We start from the raw sequence: 23005 nt of genomic DNA, 5'->3' as shown, positions 1-23005 counted from the left end.
ATGGTGGCTGCATCAAAGCCGAACTTGCGCGATCTGGATGCCGCGGAGGTGAGAAAACTGCTGTCGCTAGCCAGGGACCGCGGCCGAAACGCCAACAGGAACGGACCCGCCTCGATACCGGCGGTACCACGCGACGAGCCGCTGGAATTGTCCTTTGCTCAACAGCGGCTTTGGCTGCTGGCGCAGCTCGATGGCGCCAGTTCCAACTATCACATTCGCGGCGCGTTGCGCCTTTCGGGCGAGCTTGACGTCCGTGCATGGCGTCGGAGCCTGGATCGGGTGTTTGGACGTCACGAAGCGCTACGCAGTGTCTTTCGTGTGGTCGATGAAAAGCCGCGCGTTGAACTGTTGCCGGCCCACGAACATCTGCCGGTGCTCGAACATGATTTGCGGCAACGGGACGATGCTGAACAGGAACTCGCGCGCTTGCGCTGCGAGGAGGCCGACACGCCGTTTGACCTCGCCGCGGGACCATTGATCCGCGGTCGCCTGATCCGGATCGCGGAGAGGGAATACCTGTTCCTGCTCACCCAGCATCACATCATATCCGATGGCTGGTCGATGGGCGTGCTCGTGCGCGAACTGGGTGCCTTATACCGGGCGTTCACGGCCGGCCAGGACGATTCGCTGCCACCGCTGGCAATTCAGTATCCGGACTACGCTGCCTGGCAACGGCAATGGTTGGCGGGTGAACTTTTGCAGCGGCAGGTCGACTATTGGCGGCACGCGCTCAAGGACGCGCCAGCGGTGCTCGAATTGCCGACGGACCGGCCGCGATCGCCGGTGAGGTCTCTCGCCGGCGCGTCGCTGCCGATCGAGATCGACGCCGACCTTGCACTCGGCATCAGGCGGCTCAGCCAATCACACCGCACGACGGCATTCATGACGGTGCTGGCGGCCTGGGCGGCGGTGTTGTCAAAACTCTCCGGCCAGGCCGATCTCGTGATCGGTACGCCGACGGCCAACCGCAACAGGCGTGAAATCGAAGGCCTGGTCGGCTTCTTCGTCAATATGCTGGCGCTGCGTGTGGACCTGTCGGCAGAGCCGAGCGTGGTGGAACTGCTCGGCCGCGTACGCGGTGCAGCGCTCAGGGCTCAGGACCATCAGGATCTGCCGTTCGAGCAACTCGTCGAGATCATTCAGCCGCCGCGTCGGCTGGACCACACACCAGTCTTCCAGGTCGTGTTCGCCTGGCAGAACAACGAGACGGCAAAATTTGAACTGCCCGGCCTCCAGGCCGAGATTGCCGATATCCCGCTGCAGCAGGTCAAGTTCGATCTCGAGCTCAATTTGGGGGAGGCAGACCGGCGGATCGTCGGCGCCTTGAACTATGCGACGGCGCTGTTCGACGAAGCGACGATCAGGCGTCACCGGGACTACCTGCTCGGCATGCTGCGGGCCATGGTTGCCGATGCGGATCAGATCGTCGAGCGGATCGATATTTTAGACGCCAGGGAGCGCAAGCTCGTTCTGGACACATGGAACCAAACCGCGGCCCCGTTCCCGTCCGAGCAGTGCATCCATGAACTGTTCGCGGAGCAGGTCCGAAAGGCGCCCGAAGCCATTGCGCTGGCTCACGAGGACGTTCGCCTCAGTTATGGCGAACTTGATGCAAAAGCCAATCAGCTCGCGCGATACCTGATCGGTTTGGGCGTGGGTCCGGACCAGCCGGTCGCGATCTGCCTGGAACGCGGCATCTCCATGATCGTCGGCCTGCTGGCCGTGCTCAAGGCGGGCGGCGCTTATTTGCCGCTGGATCCGGCCTATCCGGCGGAGCGGCTGCGACAGATCGTCGATGACGCAAAACCAGGATTGTTGATCTCTGATAGTGCCGGACGCGCGACGTTCGCGAATGCGCCGTGCAAGATCGTCGATCTGGATACGAGCGTTTCGGTTATTGCCGGCCTGGCGACATCCACGCCGGCAGTTACCGGATTAACATCGCGGCATCTCGCCTACATCATCTACACGTCCGGCTCTACCGGCAGACCAAAAGGGGTGATGGTCGAGCATCGCGGCCTGGTGAATCTGGCGCTGGCCCAGAGGGCGATGTTTGACGTTTCCCCACGCAGCCGCATCGTGCAGTTTGCGTCGTTCAGCTTCGATGCCAGTATCTGGGAAATCATCATGGCCCTCTGTTCGGGGGCCGGGCTGTTTCTCCTCAGCGCGCGGGAGCACCGCAATACGTCGGAGTTGCTCGACTATCTCTCGCGCCATGCCATCACGCACGCGACCTTGCCGCCGGCCATGCTGCAGGGACGCGCCGATCTCGACAGGCTGGCATCGCTGCGGGTGCTCGTTCTCGCCGGCGAATTGCCGAAGGCCGAGCTGGTCAAGGGGCTGCCTCCGGCCGTTACCGTCTTCAACGGCTACGGGCCGACGGAGACGACGGTCTGCGCCACCGCCTGGCGGCGACCGACGGGCTTTGATGGCGACGTTGTCCCCGTCGGCCGTCCGCTTCCCAATACGCGGCTCTATCTGCTGGACAGGTTCGGTGCACCCGTGCCGCTTGGAGCGATCGGCGAAATCCACATCGGCGGGGCAGGGGTCGCCCGCGGGTACCTCAATCGCGCCGATCTGACGGCGGAACGTTTCGTGCGGGATCGCTTCGGTGGCGATGCTGCCGCGAGAATGTATCGCACTGGCGATCTCGGACGTTACCTGCCGGACGGCAATATCGAGTTTCTCGGCCGCAACGATCACCAGGTCAAGATCCGCGGTTTCCGCATCGAATTGGGCGAGATCGAGTTTCGCCTCAACGAGCACGCCGGCGTGACCGATGCGGTGGTGCTGGCGCGGCAGGATCGCAGCGGCGACCCGCGGCTTGTCGCGTATGTGGCCGCGAAGGGCGGCGCGAGACTTGAGGCCGGCGAATTCGCGGCTGCGATGCGCAGTCACCTCCGTGCGTGCCTGCCGGAATACATGGTGCCGCAGGCGTTTGTGCGCCTGGATGCATTGCCGCTCACGCCAAACGGCAAGGTCGATCGCAAGGCGCTGCCCGCGCCGGAGGACGATGCGTTTGCGCGACGGAGCTTCGAACCGCCGCAAGGCGAGATCGAGCAAATCGTCGCGAAGGTGTGGACCGAGCTGCTGGGCGTTGATCGGATTGGCCGCAACGATCACTTCTTCGAACTGGGCGGCCACTCGCTGCTCGCGGTCCGCACGCTGGAACGGCTGCAGCGGCACTCGCTGAGCGCAGATGTGCGTACGCTGTTCGCCAAGCCTGTGCTGGCCGATTTTGCCGCCAGCCTCAATGGCGGTGTCGTCGCCGATGTTCCGGCCAATCCGATCACGCCGCAAACGACGGCAATTGCGCCCGAGCTGTTGCCGTTGATCGCATTGAAGCAATCCGACATCGACAGCATCGTGGCCAGGGTTCCCGGCGGCGTTGCCAACATCCAGGACATCTACGGCCTGTCGCCACTTCAGGACGGTATCCTGTTTCATCATCTTCTATCCGCGCAGGGCGATCCCTACCTGCTGGTGGGCCAGATGGCGTTTGCAAGCCGCGACTTGCTCGACCGCTATCTCGCCGCCGTCGAGCGCGTGATCGCTCGCCACGACATTCTCCGCACATCCATCGCGTGGGATGGCCTGGCCACGCCGGCGCAGGTGGTTTGGCGACAGGCTCCTTTGGTCGTCACCGAGATCGTACTGGACCGCGACGGTCCGGCGCATGAACAGCTCGCGCGGCGTTTCGACCCGCGCCGCAATCGAATCGATCTCGGCCAGGCGCCGCTGTTGCGATTTGCGGTCGCCCGCGATCCCGGCAAGGAGCGCTGGCTGCTGCTGGTATTGCTGCATCATTTAATCGGCGATCATTCCACCCTGGAGGTGATGCACGACGAAGTCCGGAAGATGTTGTCAGGGCGCGGTGCAGAACTGCCCGCTCCGTATCCGTTCCGAAATCTGGTGGCGCAGTCGCGAGGATCGGCTGCCACCGCAGAGCACGAGCAGTTCTTCCGCAGCATGCTGTCTGATATCGATGAGCCGACCATGCCGTTTGGGCTGGATCGGGTGCATGGCGACGGTGGCGGGGTGGCGGAAGCCCGGCGAACGCTGCCGGATGAGCTCAACGCGCGGCTCCGCATTCTGGCGCGGCGGCTGGGTGTGAGTCTTGCCAGCCTCTGCCATCTCGCCTGGGGCCGGGTGGTGGCGCGAAGCAGCGGCCGTGAGCAGGTCGTGTTCGGCACCGTCCTGTTCGGCCGCATGCATGCCGGCGCCGGCGGCGATCGCCCGATGGGATTATTCATCAATACGCTGCCGCTGCGGCTCGATCTCGATGGCACAGCGATCGAAGACAGTGTTCGTCACGTGCACGCCCGGCTGGCCGAACTGATGGCGCATGAACATGCTTCGCTGGCGCTCGCGCAACGCTGCAGCCGCGTCGCTGCGCCTGCGCCCTTGTTCAGTTCGATCCTGAATTACCGGCACAATGCAAAGCCGGATAGTTCGTCCGCAGATGAGGACCCCGTGGGCCTACACGGCATCGAGTGGCTCGGTGGCGAAGAGCGCACCAACTATCCCTTGATGCTGGCGATCGAGGACTATGGCCAGGCACTGGGATTGACGGTGCAGGTGGTCCAACCAGTTTCACCTGATCGCATCTGCGCGTTGATGCAGCAGGCGCTCGATCAAATGGCCGAGACTCTGGAACGCGCGCCTCGCGCTCCGGTGCGGCAACTGGATGTGCTGCCATACGAAGAGCGTCAGCTTCTGCTGGAGACGTGGAATCAGACGCAGGCTCAATATCGACGACGAGATCGTTCGTTTGCCGAGCAGTTCGAGGCGCAGGTCCGCCAATCACCTGACGCGGTCGCGCTGGTGTTTGGCGACGAGGAACTGAGCTATGTCCAGTTGAACGGCCGGGCCAACCGGCTGGCGTGGCGGCTGCGGGATCGCGGTGCCGGAACCGACGTGGTGGTCGGGCTGGCGCTCGACCGCGGCGTCGAGATGATGGTCGCGCTTTTGGCGGTGCTGAAGGCGGGCGGGGCCTACCTGCCGCTCGATCCGGATTATCCGCCGGAGCGGCTGGCGCACATGCTGCGCGACAGCGGCGCGGCGCTGGTGCTGACGCAACGGACGCTGCTCGATCAGTTCTCCCCGGTGCTGAAGGAGACCGGCGCCGAGGCCTGGCTGCTTGACGAGCAGGACGACGGCGAGGGCGGTGATACCGGCAATCTCGACATCGCCATCCATCCCGACAGCCTCGCCTACGTGATCTACACGTCAGGCTCGACCGGGCTGCCCAAGGGCGTGATGGTTCGCCACGACGCGGTGACGAACTTTCTGGCGACGATGGCGGAGCGGCCGGGCCTGACGCCGCAGGACTGCGTGCTCGGCCTGACCTCGCTGTCGTTCGACATCGCGGTGCTGGAGCTGTGGCTGCCGCTGACCATCGGCGCTCGGGTAGTGCTGGCGGATCGCGCCGCCGCGCATGATCCGGCCCGGCTGAAGGCGATGATCGCCAAGCAAGGCGTGACCCTGATCCAGGCGACGCCGTCGACCTGGCGGATGCTGCTCGATCATGACGGCCCATCGCTGCCGGCAAGCTGCCGCGTGCTGTGCGGCGGCGAGGCGCTGGCGCCGGATCTGGCGCGGCGGCTGGTGGCGCAGGCCGGCGAAGTCTGGAACCTGTACGGCCCGACCGAGACCACGGTGTGGTCGGCCCGCCATCGCCTCGATGCGCGGGACGACCGTCCGGCCTTGGGTGGCCCGATCGGCAACACCACGCTGCACATCCTCGACAACGACCTCCACCTGGCGCCGGTCGGCGTCGCCGGCGAGCTCTATATCGGCGGCGCAGGCCTGGCGCGCGGCTACTGGCGGCGCGGCGCGCTGACGGCGGAACGCTTTATCCCCGATCCGTTCGGTACCGCAGGGGCGCGGCTCTACCGCACCGGCGACGTGGCGCGCCGGCGGTCCGACGGCGCGATCGAATATATCGGCCGCTCCGACCACCAGGTGAAGATCCGCGGCTTTCGGATCGAACTCGGGGAGGTTGAGGCGCGGCTATTGGCACAGGATGGCGTGCGATCGGCCGTGGTGATCGCGCGCGAGGTTGGCGCTACTCGCCAGCTCGTCGGCTATGTCAGCGGCGAGAATTCGCTCGATGGCGCGACGCTCAAGACGGCGCTGATGTCGCTGCTGCCGGACTACATGGTCCCGGCCCGGATCGTGGTGCTGGACCGGCTGCCGCTGACGCCGAACGGCAAGATCGACCGCAAGGCGCTGCCGGCGCCGGATCAACTCGCGGCGCTGGCCGAACATGTTGCGCCGCGCACGCCGGCCGAGGCGGCGCTCGCCGCGATCTGGGCCGACCTGCTGCGCCAGCCCAAGATCGGCGTCACCGATAACTTCTTCGAACTCGGTGGCGACTCTCTGATCGCCGTCCAGCTCGTCAGCCGCATCAAGCGCGACCTCGGTCACGACCTGCCGCTGCACCGCCTGTTCGAGATGACGACCGTCGAAGCGATGGCGGCGGTCGCCCCGGACATTCAGGTCGACAAGCGCAGCGATGACATCGCCGCGATGCTCGACATGTTGAAGGAAGTCGAACTTTCCGATGAGTGACACCGCCACCACGCAGAAGCAGCAGCTTCGCGACATCTCACGGCGCTTGATGCGCCTCGATGCGAACAAGCAGCATGCGTTCCTGACGCAACTCGCGGCGAAGGGCGTCAATCTCGACATGCTGCCAATTGTACGCCGGGAGCAAACGCGAGCGCCGCTGTCCTTTGCGCAGTCGCGCCTCTGGTTCTTGTGGCGCATGGATCCGGGCAGTGCTGCCTATAACATCTCGGCAACGGTGCGCGTTCGAGGCAGACTTCAACGACATGCACTGCAGCAGGCCTTCGATGGGCTGGTCGCCCGCCACAGCGCGCTTCGCACGGTGTTTCGGCAAGAGGGCAAGGAAGCTGAACAGTTCGTGCTCGACCCGCAACCGGTCGCATTGCAGCATGTAACGCTTGATGGCCATGACCGCGAACAGCAGGCGCGCCTGCTGGCGCGGCGGGCAGCATCGCTGCCGTTCGATCTCGAAGCCGGCCCGCTGATACGCGCCGCGTTGCTGACGCTGGACGAGGACGACCATTTTCTTGTCGTCAGCCTGCACCATATCGTGGCTGATGGCTGGTCGATGGGCGTGCTGGTCGACGAGTTCTGGCGCTGGTACGCGGCGGCTGCGTGTGGTGAGACGCCGGCGCTGCCGGAACCTCAAATCGAATACCTCGACTATGCGGAATGGCAGCGGCTCTGGATGAGCGCGGTCGATGGCGAACGGCAGGTCAATTATTGGACAACGCGCCTTGCGGATCCGGCGGTGCTGCAGCTTCCGGTCGATCGGGCGCGGCCGGCGGCTCCTGATCTCGCCGGCGCCGCGATTCGTTTGGCACTTGAGCCGGCGCTCGCCGATGGGTTGCGCGCGCTGGCGCGACGGCGCCAGACGACGCTGTTCGTCGTGCTGCTGGCGAGCTTCAAGTTGCTGCTCTATCGCTACACCGGCCAGTCCGACATCAGCGTTGGCGTGCCGGTCGCCAATCGGCACCGCGATGAGACCCGCGGCGTGATCGGGCTGTTCGTCAATACCCAGGTGCTTCGCACGCAGCTCGACGGGCGCGCGACGATCGCTGACTTCATTGCATCCGTCCATTTGGCCACGATCGAAGCACAGGAGAACCAGGACCTTCCGTTCGAGCGATTGCTGGAAACCCTGCAGCCCAAGCGCAGCTTGAGCCAGAATCCGCTGTTTCAAGTCCTCTATAACCATCAGCGCCGCCGTGTGTCGGGCAACCCGCCCGATCGCACCGGGCTGCAGATCGAAAAAATCGACGCCGAAGTCGACACCGTCAAGTTCGACCTGGCTCTCGATAGCGAAGAGGGACCATCAGGAGAGATTCGCGCGATCTTTACCTATGCGACTGCGCTGTTCGAGGCGACGACGATCGAACGCCTTGCGTCGCATTGGGTCACGATCCTGAAGGTGATGGTTGAGGATCGCGCGCAATCGATCGCCGGCATCGCGCTGCTTTCCAAGCAGGAGTTGGCCAGGCTGAGCCAATGGAACGGCGCGGAGGCCGGCGCAGCCGCGCCGTTCACTCCGGTACATCAAACAGTCGCCCGGCTGGGCGCGAAAACACCCGACGCCCCAGCGCTCATCTTCGGCGACGATGTGATCTCGTATGCCGAGCTTGACCGCCGCGCCAATCGGCTCGCGCATCGCCTGATCCATTTGGGCGTCAGTCGCTCGGACCTCGTCGGCATCTCGGCGCGGCGGTCGCCATCCCTCGTTGTAGCGCTGCTGGCCATATTGAAGAGCGGCGCAGCCTATCTGCCGCTCGACCCCGAGCATCCGGCGAAGCGGCAGGCCACCACCATGCACGACGCCGGCGTGCGTTTTGTGCTGGTCGATGCAGAAGGCTCGGCACTGATACCGCCTCCGTCCGGGATCGAGATTGTTCCGCTCGATGCGATCGATCCCAGCCGGGAGCCGGAGAACGATCCGGGAATCGCCGTAGGGCCGACAAGCCTTGCCTATGTCATCTACACCTCGGGCTCCACCGGCATTCCGAAGGGTGTCGCGGTCGAGCACGGACCGTTCGCGATGCATTGCGAGGTGACGGCTATGCTCTACGATATGGATCGGCACTCGCGCGAACTGCACTTCCTGTCCTTTACGTTCGACGGCGCCCATGAGCGGCTCTGGACCGCGCTGACCTGCGGCGCCGCGCTCGTGATGCGCGACGAGAGTCTCTGGTCCGCCGAGCAGACGCTCGACATACTGCGCCAGCAACGCGTCACCAACGCCGGCTTTCCGCCGGCCTATTTGCAGCAACTCGCCGATTTTGCCGCATGGCGCGGCGATCCGCCGCCGGTCGAGCTTTATTCGTTCGGCGGCGAGGCGATGCCGAAGGCCGGGTTCGACAAGGTCAAGCGCACGCTCAAGCCGCGGACATTGATCAACGGTTACGGCCCGACCGAAACCGTCGTCACGCCGCTGGTCTGGAAGGTCGATGCCAGCGAAGAGATCGAAGGCAATTATGCGCCCATCGGTCGTCCGGTGGGGCGCCGCTCGGCCTACATTCTGGACGGTGATCTGAACATCGTACCGATCGGCGCGACCGGCGAATTGTTCATTGGCGGCGAAGGACTGGCGCGAGGCTATTGGCGCCGCGCCGAGCTGACGGCTGAGCGATTCATCCCCGATCCCTTTGGAGCGCTTGGCACGCGGCTATATCGCACCGGCGATCTGGCCCGATGGCGCGCCGACGGCGTGATTGAATATGTCGGCCGCTCCGATCACCAGGTGAAAATCCGCGGCTTCCGGATCGAGCTCGGCGAGATCGAGGCGTGGCTCATGCGCCAACCCGGCGTTCGCTCGGCGGTCGTCGTTGCCCGCGAGGCCGGCGTCACCCGCCAACTGGTCGGTTATGTCGTGGGCGAGCGCGCGTTCGACGAAGCGGCAATGCGCGCTGCCCTCTCGGACGAACTGCCCGATTATATGGTGCCGGCCCGTATCGTGAAGCTTGAGCGGCTGCCGCTCACCGCGCATGGCAAGGTAGACCGTGAAGCTTTGCCGGTTCCTGATATGCAAGCCGCTGCGGCGGCACATGTCGCGCCGCGCACCGCGACTGAGACGACGCTGGCCGCGATCTGGGCCGAGCTTCTTGGCCAATCCGTCATTGGCGTTGACGACAATTTCTTCGAGCTTGGCGGCGATTCGATCATCTCGCTGCAGTTGGTCGGCCGCGCCCGCCAGGCGGGCCTGCGGATCGAACCGCGAGACGTGTTCCGGCACCAGACATTGCAGGAGCTGGCACGGGCCGCGCGCATCGAGCGGGCGGAGGAGTGCACCGCGCCCGGGAATGTTCTGGAGGGCAGCGAACATCCGCTGCTGCCGATTCAGGCACGGTTCTTCAGCGAGGACGCCGGCGAGCGTCATCACTGGAATCAAGCTGTCCTGTTGATGCCGAAATCGCGATTGGATTGGGGGATCGTGGAGCGAACCATCGCCGCCGTGGTGGCGCATCACGACGCCTTGCGCCTTCGTTTCGAGCAGACCGATGGCGTCTGGCGGGCAACTTATGGCGCGGCACCGGCGGTTTCGGAACTATTGTGGATTCGAAGCGGCATACGCGATGCAGCCGAGGTGACGGCAGTCGCTTCTGCCGCCCAGGCGAGCCTGTCGTTGGCAGGACCGCTGCTGCGCGTGGTCGGCATGGAGCTCGCCGACCGCAGTCAGCGGCTCCTGATATCGGTGCACCATCTCGTTATCGATGGCGTGTCGTGGCGCGTGCTGCTCGAAGATTTCGCGGCGGCTTACAGACAATTTCAGCAAGGCGCGGCGCTGGTCGCACTGGCGAGGAGCCAGTCCTACGCGTCGTGGAGCGCACGGTTGCAGGTGTATGGCGGCACCGAAGAACTGGCTGCCGAGTTACCCTATTGGCTCGAACGGGGATCGTACGCCGACCTGCCCTGCGACGACGATTATGGCGGCGTCGATCTCGTTGCCGAGGGCGAGGAGATCCTGCTCGCATTCGATGCAGGGTTGACGACGCGGCTGCTGAAGGAAGCGCCGTCGGCCTACCGGAGTCAGGTCAACGATCTGCTGCTGGCGGCGTTGGCGCGGGCGGTATCGCGCTGGAGCGAAATTGAAGATGTTGTCGTCGAGCTCGAAGGGCACGGCCGCGAGGACATCTTCTCCGGTATGGACATTTCCCGCACGGTAGGCTGGTTCACCACCGCTTTCCCGGTGCGCTTGCCGGGCGGCTGCGGCGACGACGCTTCGCTGATCAAATCCGTCAAGGAGGAACTTCGGGCGATTCCCGCTCGCGGGTTGGGTTACGGCGTCTTGCGTTATCTCGGCAGCAAGGAGCAGCGTCGCGCGCTGGCTTCGCTCCCCGAGCCGCGCATCGTTTTCAACTATCTCGGCCAGTTTGATTCCAGCGTCGGCGACGGCACGCCGTTCAGCATCGCCTCGGAGAGCGCCGGGCCGGCGCGCAGCGACAGCGCGCCGCTTGGCCGTTGGCTCAGCATCAACGGCCAGGTGCGGGAAGGGCAGTTGCGGCTGTCGTTCAGCTATGGCCGCAGGCGCTACCGGCGGGCCACGATCGAACGCCTCGCAGAGCATTATGCGGCGGCGTTGCGCGAACTCGTCGATCATTGTACCGGCGGCGCCCGCGGCATGACGCCTTCGGACTTCGCATTGTCAGGGTTGAATCAGGCCGATCTCGACACCCTCGGTACAACGATCGATTGCCGGGAAATCGAGGACATCTATCCGCTGTCGCCGATGCAGCAGGGCATGCTGTTCCACGCATTGCGCGATGGAGAAAGCGGCAACTATGTCAACCAGGTCGGCCTTGAAGTGCGCGGTCTCGATTCCGACAGGTTGCGAGCGGCGTGGCACGAGGTAAGCGCGCGCCATGCGGTGCTGCGAACCGGTTTTGCCTGGCGCGAGCTTTCAGGCGCGGCGCAGCAGGTGGTGTATCGCCATGTGACGCTGCCATTCGTGGACGAAGACTGGCGCGGGCAGGCCGCAGCCATGGATCGCAGCGAACTCGAGGCGGCACTGGCGCGTGTGTCACAGGCCGAGCGTGCCAAGGGATTCGACCTGTCGCAGGCGCCGTTGCAGCGGGTGCGGCTGATCCGGCTTGACGAAAACCGCCACTGGCTGATCTGGACGCACCACCATATCCTTCTGGACGGCTGGAGTTCGGCGCGCCTGGTGGCCGAGATACTGCAGCATGAACGCGGCAACCGGTTGCCCGCCGTGCAGGGCCGCTACCGCGACTACATCGGTTGGCTGCAAAGACAGGACCGCGATGCGTCGGCGACGTTCTGGCGTACGGCATTGGCAGAACTGGACGAGCCGGGCTTTCTGGCGGATACGCTGGGAGGACCTGCGGCCATCGGTGCATCCGGCCATGGTTCACTGGATCTGCTTCTCTCGGCGGACCTGACTGCAAAACTGCAGGCGTTTGCAAAGCGCGAGCGCGTCACGCTGAACACCCTCCTGCAAGGCGCTTGGACGCAACTGTTGCGCCGCCATACCGGCCAGCGCGCTGTCTGCTTCGGCGCGACGGTGTCCGGCAGGCCCGCAGAGATCAGCGGGTCCGAGGACATGGTGGGCCTGTTCATCAACACCCTGCCGGTCGTGGATCGGGCAAGCCCGCAAGCCGCTGTGGGTACATGGCTGCGTGACCTGCAGGAAAGCAACATCGATTTGCGCGATCACGGCTGGATGCCGCTCTACGAGATCCAGCGGCTCGGCGGCCGATCGGGACGCGCGCTGTTCGACAATATCCTGGTGTTCGAGAACTACCCGATCGATCAAGCGCTCCGCGGGGAGAACGAAAGCGGGCGACGCTTTGGGCGGGTCGAGCAGGTCTCGATCACCAACTATGCCCTCACGGTGGCGGTATTCGCCAGGACCGACGGCATCAATCTCGGCTTCCGCTATGATCGCCGCCGGTTCGATGACGGCCAGATCAGGTATCTGCAGGCCTGCTTGTCGCGACTGCTTGCCGAGATCGTAGCGGACGCCTCCAGGCCGCTCGGTGAACTCGGCGGCCTCGATGCGGATCAGATGCGGAAGGTGCTCGGTTGGAGCGGCGGCATTGCCAAGACCTCGAATTCTGGCCGCGGAATCGTCGCCCGGATCGAGGCACGTGCCGCAGCTTCGCCGTCTTCCATGGCGTTGGTCTTTGGGGACGAGCAGGTCCGCTATGGCGATCTGAACGCTCGCGCCAATCGCCTGGCGCGGCAGTTGAGAGGTCACGGCATCGGTCGCGATCGGCTGGTCGGCCTCGCGCTGGAGCGCAGCGTCGAACTGATCGTCGGTGTTCTCGCCGTGCTGAAAGCTGGTGGAGCCTATCTGCCGCTCGATCCGGATTATCCGCCGGATCGTCTTCTGCATATGCTGCGCGACAGCGGAACCAGGCTGATACTGACGCAAAGCCGGCTGCAGGAGCACCTTGCGCCGGTGATTGCGGGAGCGGCGGTCGAGGCCTGGACCATCGAAGGAGAGTGTGAGGCTCGGACCGGCGAGTCGACGCGCAATCTCGACGTGGCGCTACATCCGGACAGCCTGGCCTATGTAATGTACACGTCGGGATCGACGGGCATGCCCAAGGGCGTGGCCTGCTCGCATGGCGCAGTGGCCGCGCGGCTCGGCTGGATGCAGGCGGAATATCGCCTCGATGCCGGCGAGACCTTGCTGCAGAAAACCCCATTCAGTTTCGACGTCTCGGTCTGGGAAATCCTGTGGCCGCTTGCGGCCGGCGCACGGCTTGCGATCGCAGCGCCCGGCGTGCATCGCGAGCCGCGGCTTCTGGTTGAGGCCATCATCGCCCACGACATAACGACGCTGCATTTCGTGCCGCAGATGCTCGAGCATTTTGTTGCCGAGCCCGAAGCGCAGCGTTGCGTCACGCTCAAGCGCCTGTTTGCCGGAGGCGAAGCCTTGTCGGCGGAGTTGAAGGCGCGTGTGCTCGCAGCCTTCCCCGATGCGCGCTTCGATAATCGCTACGGTCCGACCGAAGCCCTGATCAATGCCACGTTCTGGAACTGTCGTGACGATGGCGCAGCAGGGGTGCCGATCGGACGGCCGATCCCGGGTACGGTCATTCGCATTCTCGACACCGACCTGAACATGGTTCCGGCCGGCGTGACCGGCGAATTGTTCATTGGCGGAACAGGGCTGGCGCGCGGCTACTGGCAGCGGCAAGGCTTGACGGCAGAACGTTTCATTCCCGATCCGTTCGGAGGGACGGGCGAGCGGCTCTATCGAACGGGAGACCTGGCGCGCTGGCGTTGCGACGGCGCGATCGAATATGTCGGGCGATCCGATCATCAGATCAAGATCCGCGGCTTCCGCATCGAGCTCGGAGAGATCGAGGCGCGGCTGCTCGAGCAGTCCGGTGTCCGCTCCGCGGTGGTGGTGGCGCGCGAGGTCGGAGCCGGCCGCCAGCTCATCGGGTACGTCAGCGGGGCGGCCGAACTCGCAGAGCAGGCCGTGCGCGCGGCACTGTCGCTTGCTCTGCCTGATTATATGGTGCCGTCGCGGATCGCGGTGCTGGAGCGGCTGCCGCTGGCGCCGAACGGCAAGGTCGATCGCCAGGCGCTCCCGGCGCCCGACGCGCCATACATCGGCGCGGCGTATGAGGCACCCCGCACGCCGACCGAGGTGGCGCTCGCCGCGATCTGGGCCGAACTGCTCGGTCGTTCAGCCGTCGGTCTTGCGGATAATTTCTTCGAACTCGGCGGCGATTCGATCATCTCGCTGCAGATGGTGAGCCGGGCCCGTCGTGCCGGTTATCTGATCGAACCGCGCGATGTGTTCCAGCATCAGACGCTCGAGGCGCTGGCGCTCGCGGCGCGCACCGAGCCGCGCAGCGAAGCACCCGTCGATCAGGGGCCGGTCTCCGGCCCACATTCGCTGTTGCCGATCCAGGCCCGGTTCTTTGCGGAAGAAGCGGGAAAGCGCGATCACTGGAATCAGGCGGTGCTGTTGCGGCCGAGGGACTGCCTCGACTGGCAAGTACTGAAGCGCGTGATCGCAGCCGTGGTCGATCATCACGACGCGCTGCGGCTTCGCTTCGAAGAAAGCGAAGGGACGTGGCGCGCGGAGCACGGCGTCGCACCGGCCGCCGCGGATCTGCTTTGGGTCCGCACCGCGGCTGATGCAGAAGCCGTGACGGCGCTGGCATCGTCGGCGCAGGCAAGCCTCTCTATTTCCCGGGGGCCGTTGCTGCGTGCGGTCGGAATCGATGTCGCCGATGGCAGTCAGCGCTTCCTGATCGCGATTCATCATCTGGTGATCGACGGCGTGTCATGGCGGGTTCTGCTGGAAGACATCGCCGCCGCATACGCGCAACTTGCGAAGGGCGACGCGACGGTTGCGCTTCCGCCGAAGACGCATGCCTACACAGCGTGGAGTGAGCGGCTGCATGCCCATGCGACATCGCCCGGACTGGCGACCGAACTGTCCTATTGGCTCGATCGCCGTGCGGATGCGGATATTCCCTGCGATGACGACCATGATGGCACCGATCTTGTCGCCGATGCCGATGAAATCCTGCTGACGTTCGAACAGGAATTGACGCAGCGCCTGCTGACGGATGCGCCGTCCGCCTATCGCACGCAGATCAACGATCTCCTTCTCGCCGGCCTTGCGCGTTCCGTCTGGCAATGGAGCGGACGGGACGATGTGCTGGTCGAACTGGAAGGCCATGGCCGCGAGGACCTGTTCGGCGATCTCGATATTTCGCGCACGGTCGGCTGGTTCACGACGGCCTTTCCGGTGCGGCTGGCTGGCGGGTCACAGGACTCTGCGTCGTTGATCAAGACCGTGAAGGAGGAACTTCGCGGCATTCCCGGCCGCGGGCTCGGTTATGGCGTGTTGCGTTATCTCGGCTCTGAAGGGCAGCGCGCGGCACTGTCTGACATTGCCGAGCCGAAGATTGCTTTCAATTATCTCGGCCAGGTCGACGGCGGCGTTGATGAGGCAGCGTTGTTCGCCATGGCGCCGGAAAGCGCGGGCCCGTCGCGTGACACATCGAGCCCGTTGCGGCGCTGGCTGAGCGTGAACGGCACGGTGCGCGAAGGCCGGTTGCGGCTATCGTTCGGTTTCGGCCGCAAGCGCTATCGGCGCGAGACGGTGCAGCGATTGGCCGCCTTGTACGACGCGGCGCTGCGCGAGCTGGTCGATCACTGCACCAGCGGCGGCGGCTGCGGCCTGACGCCGTCGGATGTGGCACTATCAGGCCTTGGCCAGGTCGATCTCGATAGGCTGAAGCTCGAGTGGCGAGAGATCGAGGATATCTACCCGTTGTCGCCGATGCAGCAGGGCATGCTGTTCCATGCGATGCACGACGGCGAAAGTGGGCTCTATGTCAACCAGGTCGCCGCGGAAGTGCGCGGCCTCGATGCCGGGAGGCTCCGTCGTGCATGGCAGGCGGTCAGCGATCGTCATGCCGTGCTGAGAACCGGCTTCGTCTGGCGCGATCTCTCCGGCTCGCCGCAGCAGATCGTCTATCGTCATGCCGAAGTGCCGTTTGTCGATGAAGACTGGCGCACGCGGGCCGCGGGATGGGAGCAGCCTCAGTTGGAGACTGCGCTCGCCGATGTTTCGCGGCGCGAGCGGGTCGATGGGTTTGACCTGTCGCGGCCGCCCTTGCAGCGGGTGCGGCTGATCCGGCTCGGGGAAGATCGCCATTGGCTGATCTGGACGCACCATCACATCCTGCTCGATGGATGGAGTTCGGCGCGCTTGATCGCCGAGGTGATGCAACATAACGGCGAAGGCCGGCTGCCGGCATTGCAGCGACGCTATCGGGATTACATCGGCTGGCTGCAGAGCCGGAATACCGACGCATCGGCGGCGTTCTGGCGCAATGCAATGGCAAGGCTGGATGAACCGAGCTTCCTGGCCAACGGCCCGGCCGAGCATGCAGATGCGGAGTCATCCGGCCACTGCATGCTCGCACTGGAGCTGGACGCTGCGCTGACCGGGCGGCTGCAGCAATTTGCGGCGCGCGAGCGCGTGACGATGAACACGCTGGTGCAGGCCGCATGGGCGCAATTGCTGCGTCAGCATACCCGACAGAGCACGGTTTGCTTCGGCGTCACCGTGTCGGGCAGGCCGCCGGAATTGGCCGGCGCCGAAGACATGGTGGGCCTGTTCATCAACACATTGCCGGTCGTCGACGATGTCGGTCCGCAGCAGAAAGTCGGCGCGTGGCTGCGTCACTTGCAGGATCGCAATCTGACCTTGCGCGAATTCGGCTGGACGCCGCTCTATGAGATTCAGCGCCTGGCGGGGCGTCCCGGACGGCCGCTGTTCGACAGCATCCTGGTGTTCGAAAATTATCCTGTTGACCACGCGCTGATGGAGAAAAATCGGCAGATCCGTGTCGGCGAGACCAGGATCGTCGAAACCAGCAATTATCCGCTGTTCGCGAGCGTCGGCTTCGATGAGCGCCTGCGGCTGGTGTTCAACTATCAGCGCAAGCATTTTGGCGAGGCGCAGATCGCGCGGCTGCAGCGTGCCTTTGTGCGGTTGATGGAAGCGTTGAGCGTCGATGCCGATCGGCCGGTCGGCATGATCGCGGCCAGCGATCCGGCTGATGATGTGCTGCTCTCCCGGGCGAACGATACGCGCCGCGATGAACCGCGCCGGGGGATAGTCGAGCAGTTCGAAGCGCAGGTCCGCCAATCACCTGACGCGGTCGCGCTGGTGTTTGGCGACGAGGAACTGAGCTATGTCCAGTTGAACGGCCGGGCCAACCGGCTGGCGTGGCGGCTGCGGGATCGCGGTGCCGGAACTGACGTGGTGGTCGGGCTGGCGCTCGACCGCGGCGTCGAGATGATGGTCGCGCTTTTGGCGGTGCTGAAGGCGGGCGGGGCCTATCTGCCGCTCGATCCGGAGTACCCGCCGGAGCGGCTGGCGCACATGATGCGCGACAGCGGCGCGGCGCTGGTGCTGACGCAAAGCACATTGCTCGATCAGTTCTCCCCGGTGCTGAAGGAGACCGGCGCCGAGGCCTGGCTGCTTGACGAGCAGGACGGCGGCGAGGGCGGTGATGCCGGCAATCTCGACATCGCCATCCATCCCGACAGCCTCGCCTACGTGATCTACACGTCAGGCTCGACCGGGCTGCCCAAGGGCGTGATGGTTCGCCACGACGCGGTGACGAACTTTCTGGCGACGATGGCGGAGCGGCCGGGCCTGACGCCGCAGGACCGCGTGCTCGGCCTGACCTCGCTGTCGTTCGACATCGCGGTGCTCGAGCTGTGGCTGCCGCTGACCATCGGCGCTCGGGTAGTGCTGGCGGATCGCGCCGCCGCGCATGATCCGGCCCGGCTGAAGGCGATGGTCGCCAAGCAAGGCGTGACCCTGATCCAGGCGACGCCGTCGACCTGGCGGATGTTGCTCGATCATGACGGCCCATCGCTGCCGGCAAGCTGCCGCGTGCTGTGTGGCGGCGAGGCGCTGGCGCCGGATCTGGCGCGACGATTGGTGGCGCAGGCCGGCGAAGTCTGGAACCTGTACGGCCCGACCGAGACCACGGTGTGGTCGGCCCGCCATCGCCTCGATGCGCGGGACGACCGTCCGGTCTTGGGCGGCCCGATCGGCAACACCACGCTGCACATCCTCGACAACGACCTCCACCTGGCGCCGGTCGGCGTCGCGGGCGAACTCTATATCGGCGGCGCAGGCCTGGCGCGCGGCTACTGGCGGCGCGGCGCGCTGACGGCGGAACGCTTCATCCCCGATCCGTTCGGTACCGCAGGGGCGCGGCTCTACCGCACCGGCGATGTGGCGCGCCGGCGGTCCGACGGCGCGATCGAATATATCGGCCGCTCCGACCACCAGGTGAAGATCCGCGGCTTTCGGATCGAACTCGGGGAGGTCGAGGCGCGGCTATTGGCACAGGATGGCGTACGATCGGCGGTGGTGGTCGCGCGCGAGGTTGGCGCTACTCGCCAGCTCGTCGGCTATGTCAGCGGCGAGAATTCGCTCGATGGCGCGGCGCTCAAGACGGCGCTGACGTCGCTGCTGCCGGACTACATGGTCCCGGCCCGGATCGTGGTGCTGGACCGGCTGCCGCTGACGCCGAACGGCAAGGTCGACCGCAAGGCGCTGCCGGCGCCGGATCAACTCGCAGTACCGGCCGAGCATGTCGCGCCGCGCACGCCGGCCGAGGCGGCGCTCGCCGCGATCTGGGCCGACCTGCTGCGCCAGCCCAAGATCGGCGTCACCGATAACTTCTTCGAACTCGGTGGCGACTCGATCATTTCGCTGCAGATGGTGAGCCGCGCGCGCCGCGAAGGCGTATTGATCGAGCCGCGCGACGTCTTTCGGCACCAGACGATCGAAGCGCTGGCCGCGCTATCCCGTGACGTTGGCCCGAGCCCGGACACATCGGCATCAGCGCCCGGCTCGCTCTCGGGGTTGACCAGCGAACAGCTTGGGCGGCTAGATCTGGACTGGAGTCGCATTGAGGACATCTACCCGCTGTCGCCGATGCAGCAGGGCATGCTGTTTCACAGCCTGCGCGACGCCGGCAGCGGCGTTTACGTCAATCAGGTCAGCGTTGAAATCCGCGGGCTTGACGCTGAGCGTCTCGGGAGAGCATGGCGCGAGGTGAGCGCGCGTCATCAGATGCTTCGGACCGGCTTCCTGTGGCGCGAGCTTGCCGGCTCTCCGCTGCAAGCCGTCTATCGCGATGCCGTCGCGCCGTTCGAACAGGAGGACTGGCGCGGGCAAACCATTAGCGACAAACGGATTGCGGCGGCGCTTGCCGGCGAACGCGCCGCCGAGTTTGATCTCTCGACGCCTCCGCTGCAGCGCGTGCGCCTATTGCGCCTTGAGGACGATCTCCATCGGTTGATCTGGACCTATCATCACATCCTGATGGACGGATGGAGCTCGGCCAGGTTCATCAGGGAAGTTCTGGAATGCTATTACGGCGGGACGTCCGCGGCGGACCCGACGCGTTACCGCGACTACATCGCCTGGCTGCTGGCGCAGGATGCCCAGGCTGCCGAAGGTTTCTGGCGCGAACAGCTCAAGGCATTCGACGAGCCGACACAACTGGCCGATGCCTTCGGCGCTCGCCGCCATCAGGCATCCGGCCATGAGCGCTGTTACACGCGCCTTGCAGAGACGGTGACCGCGGAGCTAAAAGCATTCGCGCGCCGTGAGCGGATCACGCTCAACACTGTCGTCCAGGGCGTATGGGCGCTGCTGCTGCAACGCTATACCGGCCAGCAGACCGTGACGTTCGGGGTTACCGTCGCCGGCCGTCCGGCGAGCCTCGACGGATCGCAGCAGATGCTCGGGCTCTTCATCAACACGCTGCCCGTAATCGAAACGCCGCCGTCCGCCAGCCCGATCGGAGAGTGGTTGCGGGCGCTTCAGGACCGCAATTCGGCGATCCGGGATTACGAGCATACGCCGCTCTACGATATCCAGGGCTGGGCCGGCCGTGCCGGCCAGGCCATGTTCGACAGCATCATCGTGTTCGAGAACTATCCGATCGAACGCAGCATGCGTCGCGGTGACGGTTCGCTGCAGTTCAGCGGCTTGAAGAATGTCGACGTGACGAACTATCCGATGGACCTGTCGGTGCTCGTCGAGGACACGCTTCAGATCGAATACACCTATATGCCGAGCCATTTCACGGCGGCACAGGCGGCGCAGATCAAGGCGCAGTTCGAGCATCTGCTGGCCGCGCTGACGCGGAACGCGTCGGTGGTGCTTGGCAGCATCGATCCGGTGACGGCGATCGACGCCGGTCGCGCCGAGAATTGCAACGGCCATGCCACGTCGGCCGTCCCGTTGCAGCTGGTACATGAAGCGATCAGCGGCCATGCGCAGCGTCATCCGGACCGGACGGCGCTTACCATCGGCGGCAAGACGCTCTCGTTCGGAGCGCTCGACACCAGAGCCAATCGCCTTGCCCATCACCTGGTTGCCCGCAGGCTCAAGTCCGAGCAGCGCGTCGGTGTCGTGGTCGAACGGACCGAAGCCACGATGGTCGCGCTGCTGGCGATCCTGAAGGCGGGCGGCGCATATGTTCCGCTCGATCCGGAGCTTCCGCCCGAGCGGCGCGCATTTGTCATGCGCGATGCCGGGATCTCGTTCCTGCTGACGGGACAGCTCGACGTTGAAGAGGAGTTGCATAGCGTCGAAAAGATTTCTCTTTCTACATTTGATTTCGACGTGGGGCCGGACCATGCGCCGCAACCGGATTTGCATCCCGAGAACCTCGCTTATCTGATCTACACCTCCGGCTCGACGGGAACGCCAAAGGGAGTGGCCGTCGCCCATGGGCCGCTCGCGATGCACTGCCACGTCACGGGCAGCCTTTACGAGATCGACGAGAATTCCTGCGAGTTGCATTTCCTGTCGCTGGCCTTCGACGGCGCCCATGAGCGCTGGTTGACAGTATTGTCGCATGGTGCGCGCCTCTTGATGCGTGACGCCGAATTGTGGACGCCGGAGCAGACGGTCGAAAACCTGCACGCGCATCGTGTCAGCCATATCGGGCTGCCGCCGGCCTACCTCCAGCAGGTCGCGGAGGCCGTCGAGCAGACGGGCAACCCGCCGCCGGTCAAGCTGTACTCGTTCGGTGGCGAGGCGATGCCGAAGGCGGGCTTCGACAAGGTCAAGCGCGTTCTGAAGCCGCGGATCCTGATCAACGGCTACGGCCCGACCGAAACCGTCGTCACGCCGCTGGTCTGGAAGGTCGACGGCGCTTCCGAATGCGAGACACCATACGCGCCGATCGGTTTGCCGGTCGGCGACCGCAGCGCCTACATTCTCGACAGTTCGCTCAATGTCATTCCCGCTGGTGTCGCCGGTGAACTTTGTCTTGGAGGGGTTGGACTGGCGCGCGGCTATCACGGCAAGGCGGGCATGACTGCCGAGCGTTTCGTGCCTGATCCATTCTCTGCGCTGCCGGGGGGCCGGCTATACCGCACCGGTGACCTTGCGCGATGGCGCGAAGACGGTACCGTCGAATATCTCGGCCGCAGCGACGACCAGGTCAAGGTCAACGGCTTCCGGATCGAGCTCGGAGAAATTCAGACCTCGCTGCTTCGTCACGAGGAGATCGAGCAGGCGGCCGTGGTGGCGCTGGCCGGCGCTGCCGGAAGCCAGCTCGTTGCCTACATCGCGCCGAAGGCGGCAAGGGACGCGTCGGAAGCCGCGGCCGAGGCTCTGGTCGAAAGAGTAATCGGTTTCCTGAAGCAGACCTTGCCGGTCTACATGGTGCCGGCGCGGATCATGGTGCTTGAGCGGCTGCCGACATTGTCGAGCGGCAAGATTGACCGGCGTGCGCTGCCGGCTCCCGACTCGGCTGGACGAAGCTTCGTGGCACCGCAAGGACCTGCGGAAACCGCGATGGCGCGGCTGTGGGCCGACATTCTCAAGCTGCCGCAAGTCGGCGTCACCGATAATTTCTTCGAGCTGGGCGGCAATTCGATCCTCAGCCTCAAGGTCGTGGCTCGGCTCCGGCAGGACAAAACCTTCGGCATCGAGATCAAGCTTCGCGATCTCCTGCAGAAGCCGACGATCCGCGCGCTGCTCGCGGATGCCGGCGCCTCTCCCGCCGCTGCGTTGGCGCCGTCAGCGCTGCTGCCGCTGAATGCCGCGGTTCGTGGCGCGCATCCGGTGTTCTGCGTGCATGGCGGTTTCGGCACCGTGTTCGATTATGGACCGCTGGCGCGCCGCCTCGAAGGGCGCCGGCAGGTGATCGGGGTGCAATCCAGGATGCTTGTCGATAGTTCGTGGAGCGACCGGTCGCTCGAGGCGATGGCCTCGGACTATGCGAACGAGATCAGGCAGGCGCAGCCGCACGGTCCCTACAGCCTGGTTGGCTGGTCGCTCGGAGGCCTTCTCGTCACGCTCGTTGCGGCCGAACTCGAACGCTGCGGTGAACGCGTCGATTATCTCGCCCTGGTCGACAGCTTTGTGCTGCGGCCGCATGGCAGATCGAACCAGCAGGAAACGGTGGTCCACTGGACCGATGACCTCGCCGGATTGCTCTCGGCTGTTCTTCCGCACTCTGCAACCGCTCATGTCCAACCGCATGTCGAAGCTGCGAAGCGTGCCGGCATGCCGGAGACATCCGAGATTGTCCGGCGTCTGGTCGCACAGATACTGGAAGAGGCAACTCCGACGGACGACACACTGCTCGGCGTCGAAGACCTGGCCGGCGCGTTCACGGTCGGCCGGCACCTCAAGACCCTGACGCAGAATGCCGCGCCGCCGCGCCGTCTTGCGGCCGTGCCGTTGTGCTGGTGGACATCGGGCCGCCTGGCGCAGCGCGATCGGCTGGAGACGCAACTGCCGGACGCCATCGATCGCGGCGTGGTCGGAGACAACCATTTCACGATCCTGAGGGATGCCGGCTTGCTCCATGAAATCTGCGCCTTGCTCGTGCCGGAGACAGCATCGACGGCTTCGCAGGACTCGGTTCCGGAGCCGGCGGAGTGA

The 23005-nt window shown here is 65.1% G+C and carries 2 protein-coding genes; both read left to right on the top strand.

What is annotated here, in order from left to right; genetic code table 11:
- Positions 1 to 6573, top strand: coding sequence for an amino acid adenylation domain-containing protein (locus V1288_RS04480; RefSeq protein ID WP_334355927.1), 6573 nt, complete (start codon positions 1 to 3; stop codon positions 6571 to 6573).
- Positions 6566 to 23005 carry a non-ribosomal peptide synthase/polyketide synthase gene (locus V1288_RS04475; RefSeq protein WP_334355926.1) on the top strand — a complete coding sequence of 5480 codons (16440 nt, stop codon included), beginning with the start codon at positions 6566 to 6568 and terminating at the stop codon, positions 23003 to 23005. The genes V1288_RS04480 and V1288_RS04475 overlap by 8 nt, the downstream gene beginning before the upstream one ends.

The organism is Bradyrhizobium sp. AZCC 2176 (assembly GCF_036924645.1).
Classification (GTDB): Bacteria; Pseudomonadota; Alphaproteobacteria; order Rhizobiales; family Xanthobacteraceae; genus Bradyrhizobium.
This window is presented reverse-complemented; position numbering and strand designations above follow the sequence as displayed.

Bases quoted from the DNA above. Each gene is read 5' to 3' on its own strand.
- V1288_RS04480 (WP_334355927.1), top strand. From the start codon at position 1: ATGGTGGCTGCATCAAAGCCGAACTTGCGCGATCTGGATGCCGCGGAG.
- V1288_RS04475 (WP_334355926.1), top strand. From the start codon at position 6,566: ATGAGTGACACCGCCACCACGCAGAAGCAGCAGCTTCGCGACATCTCA.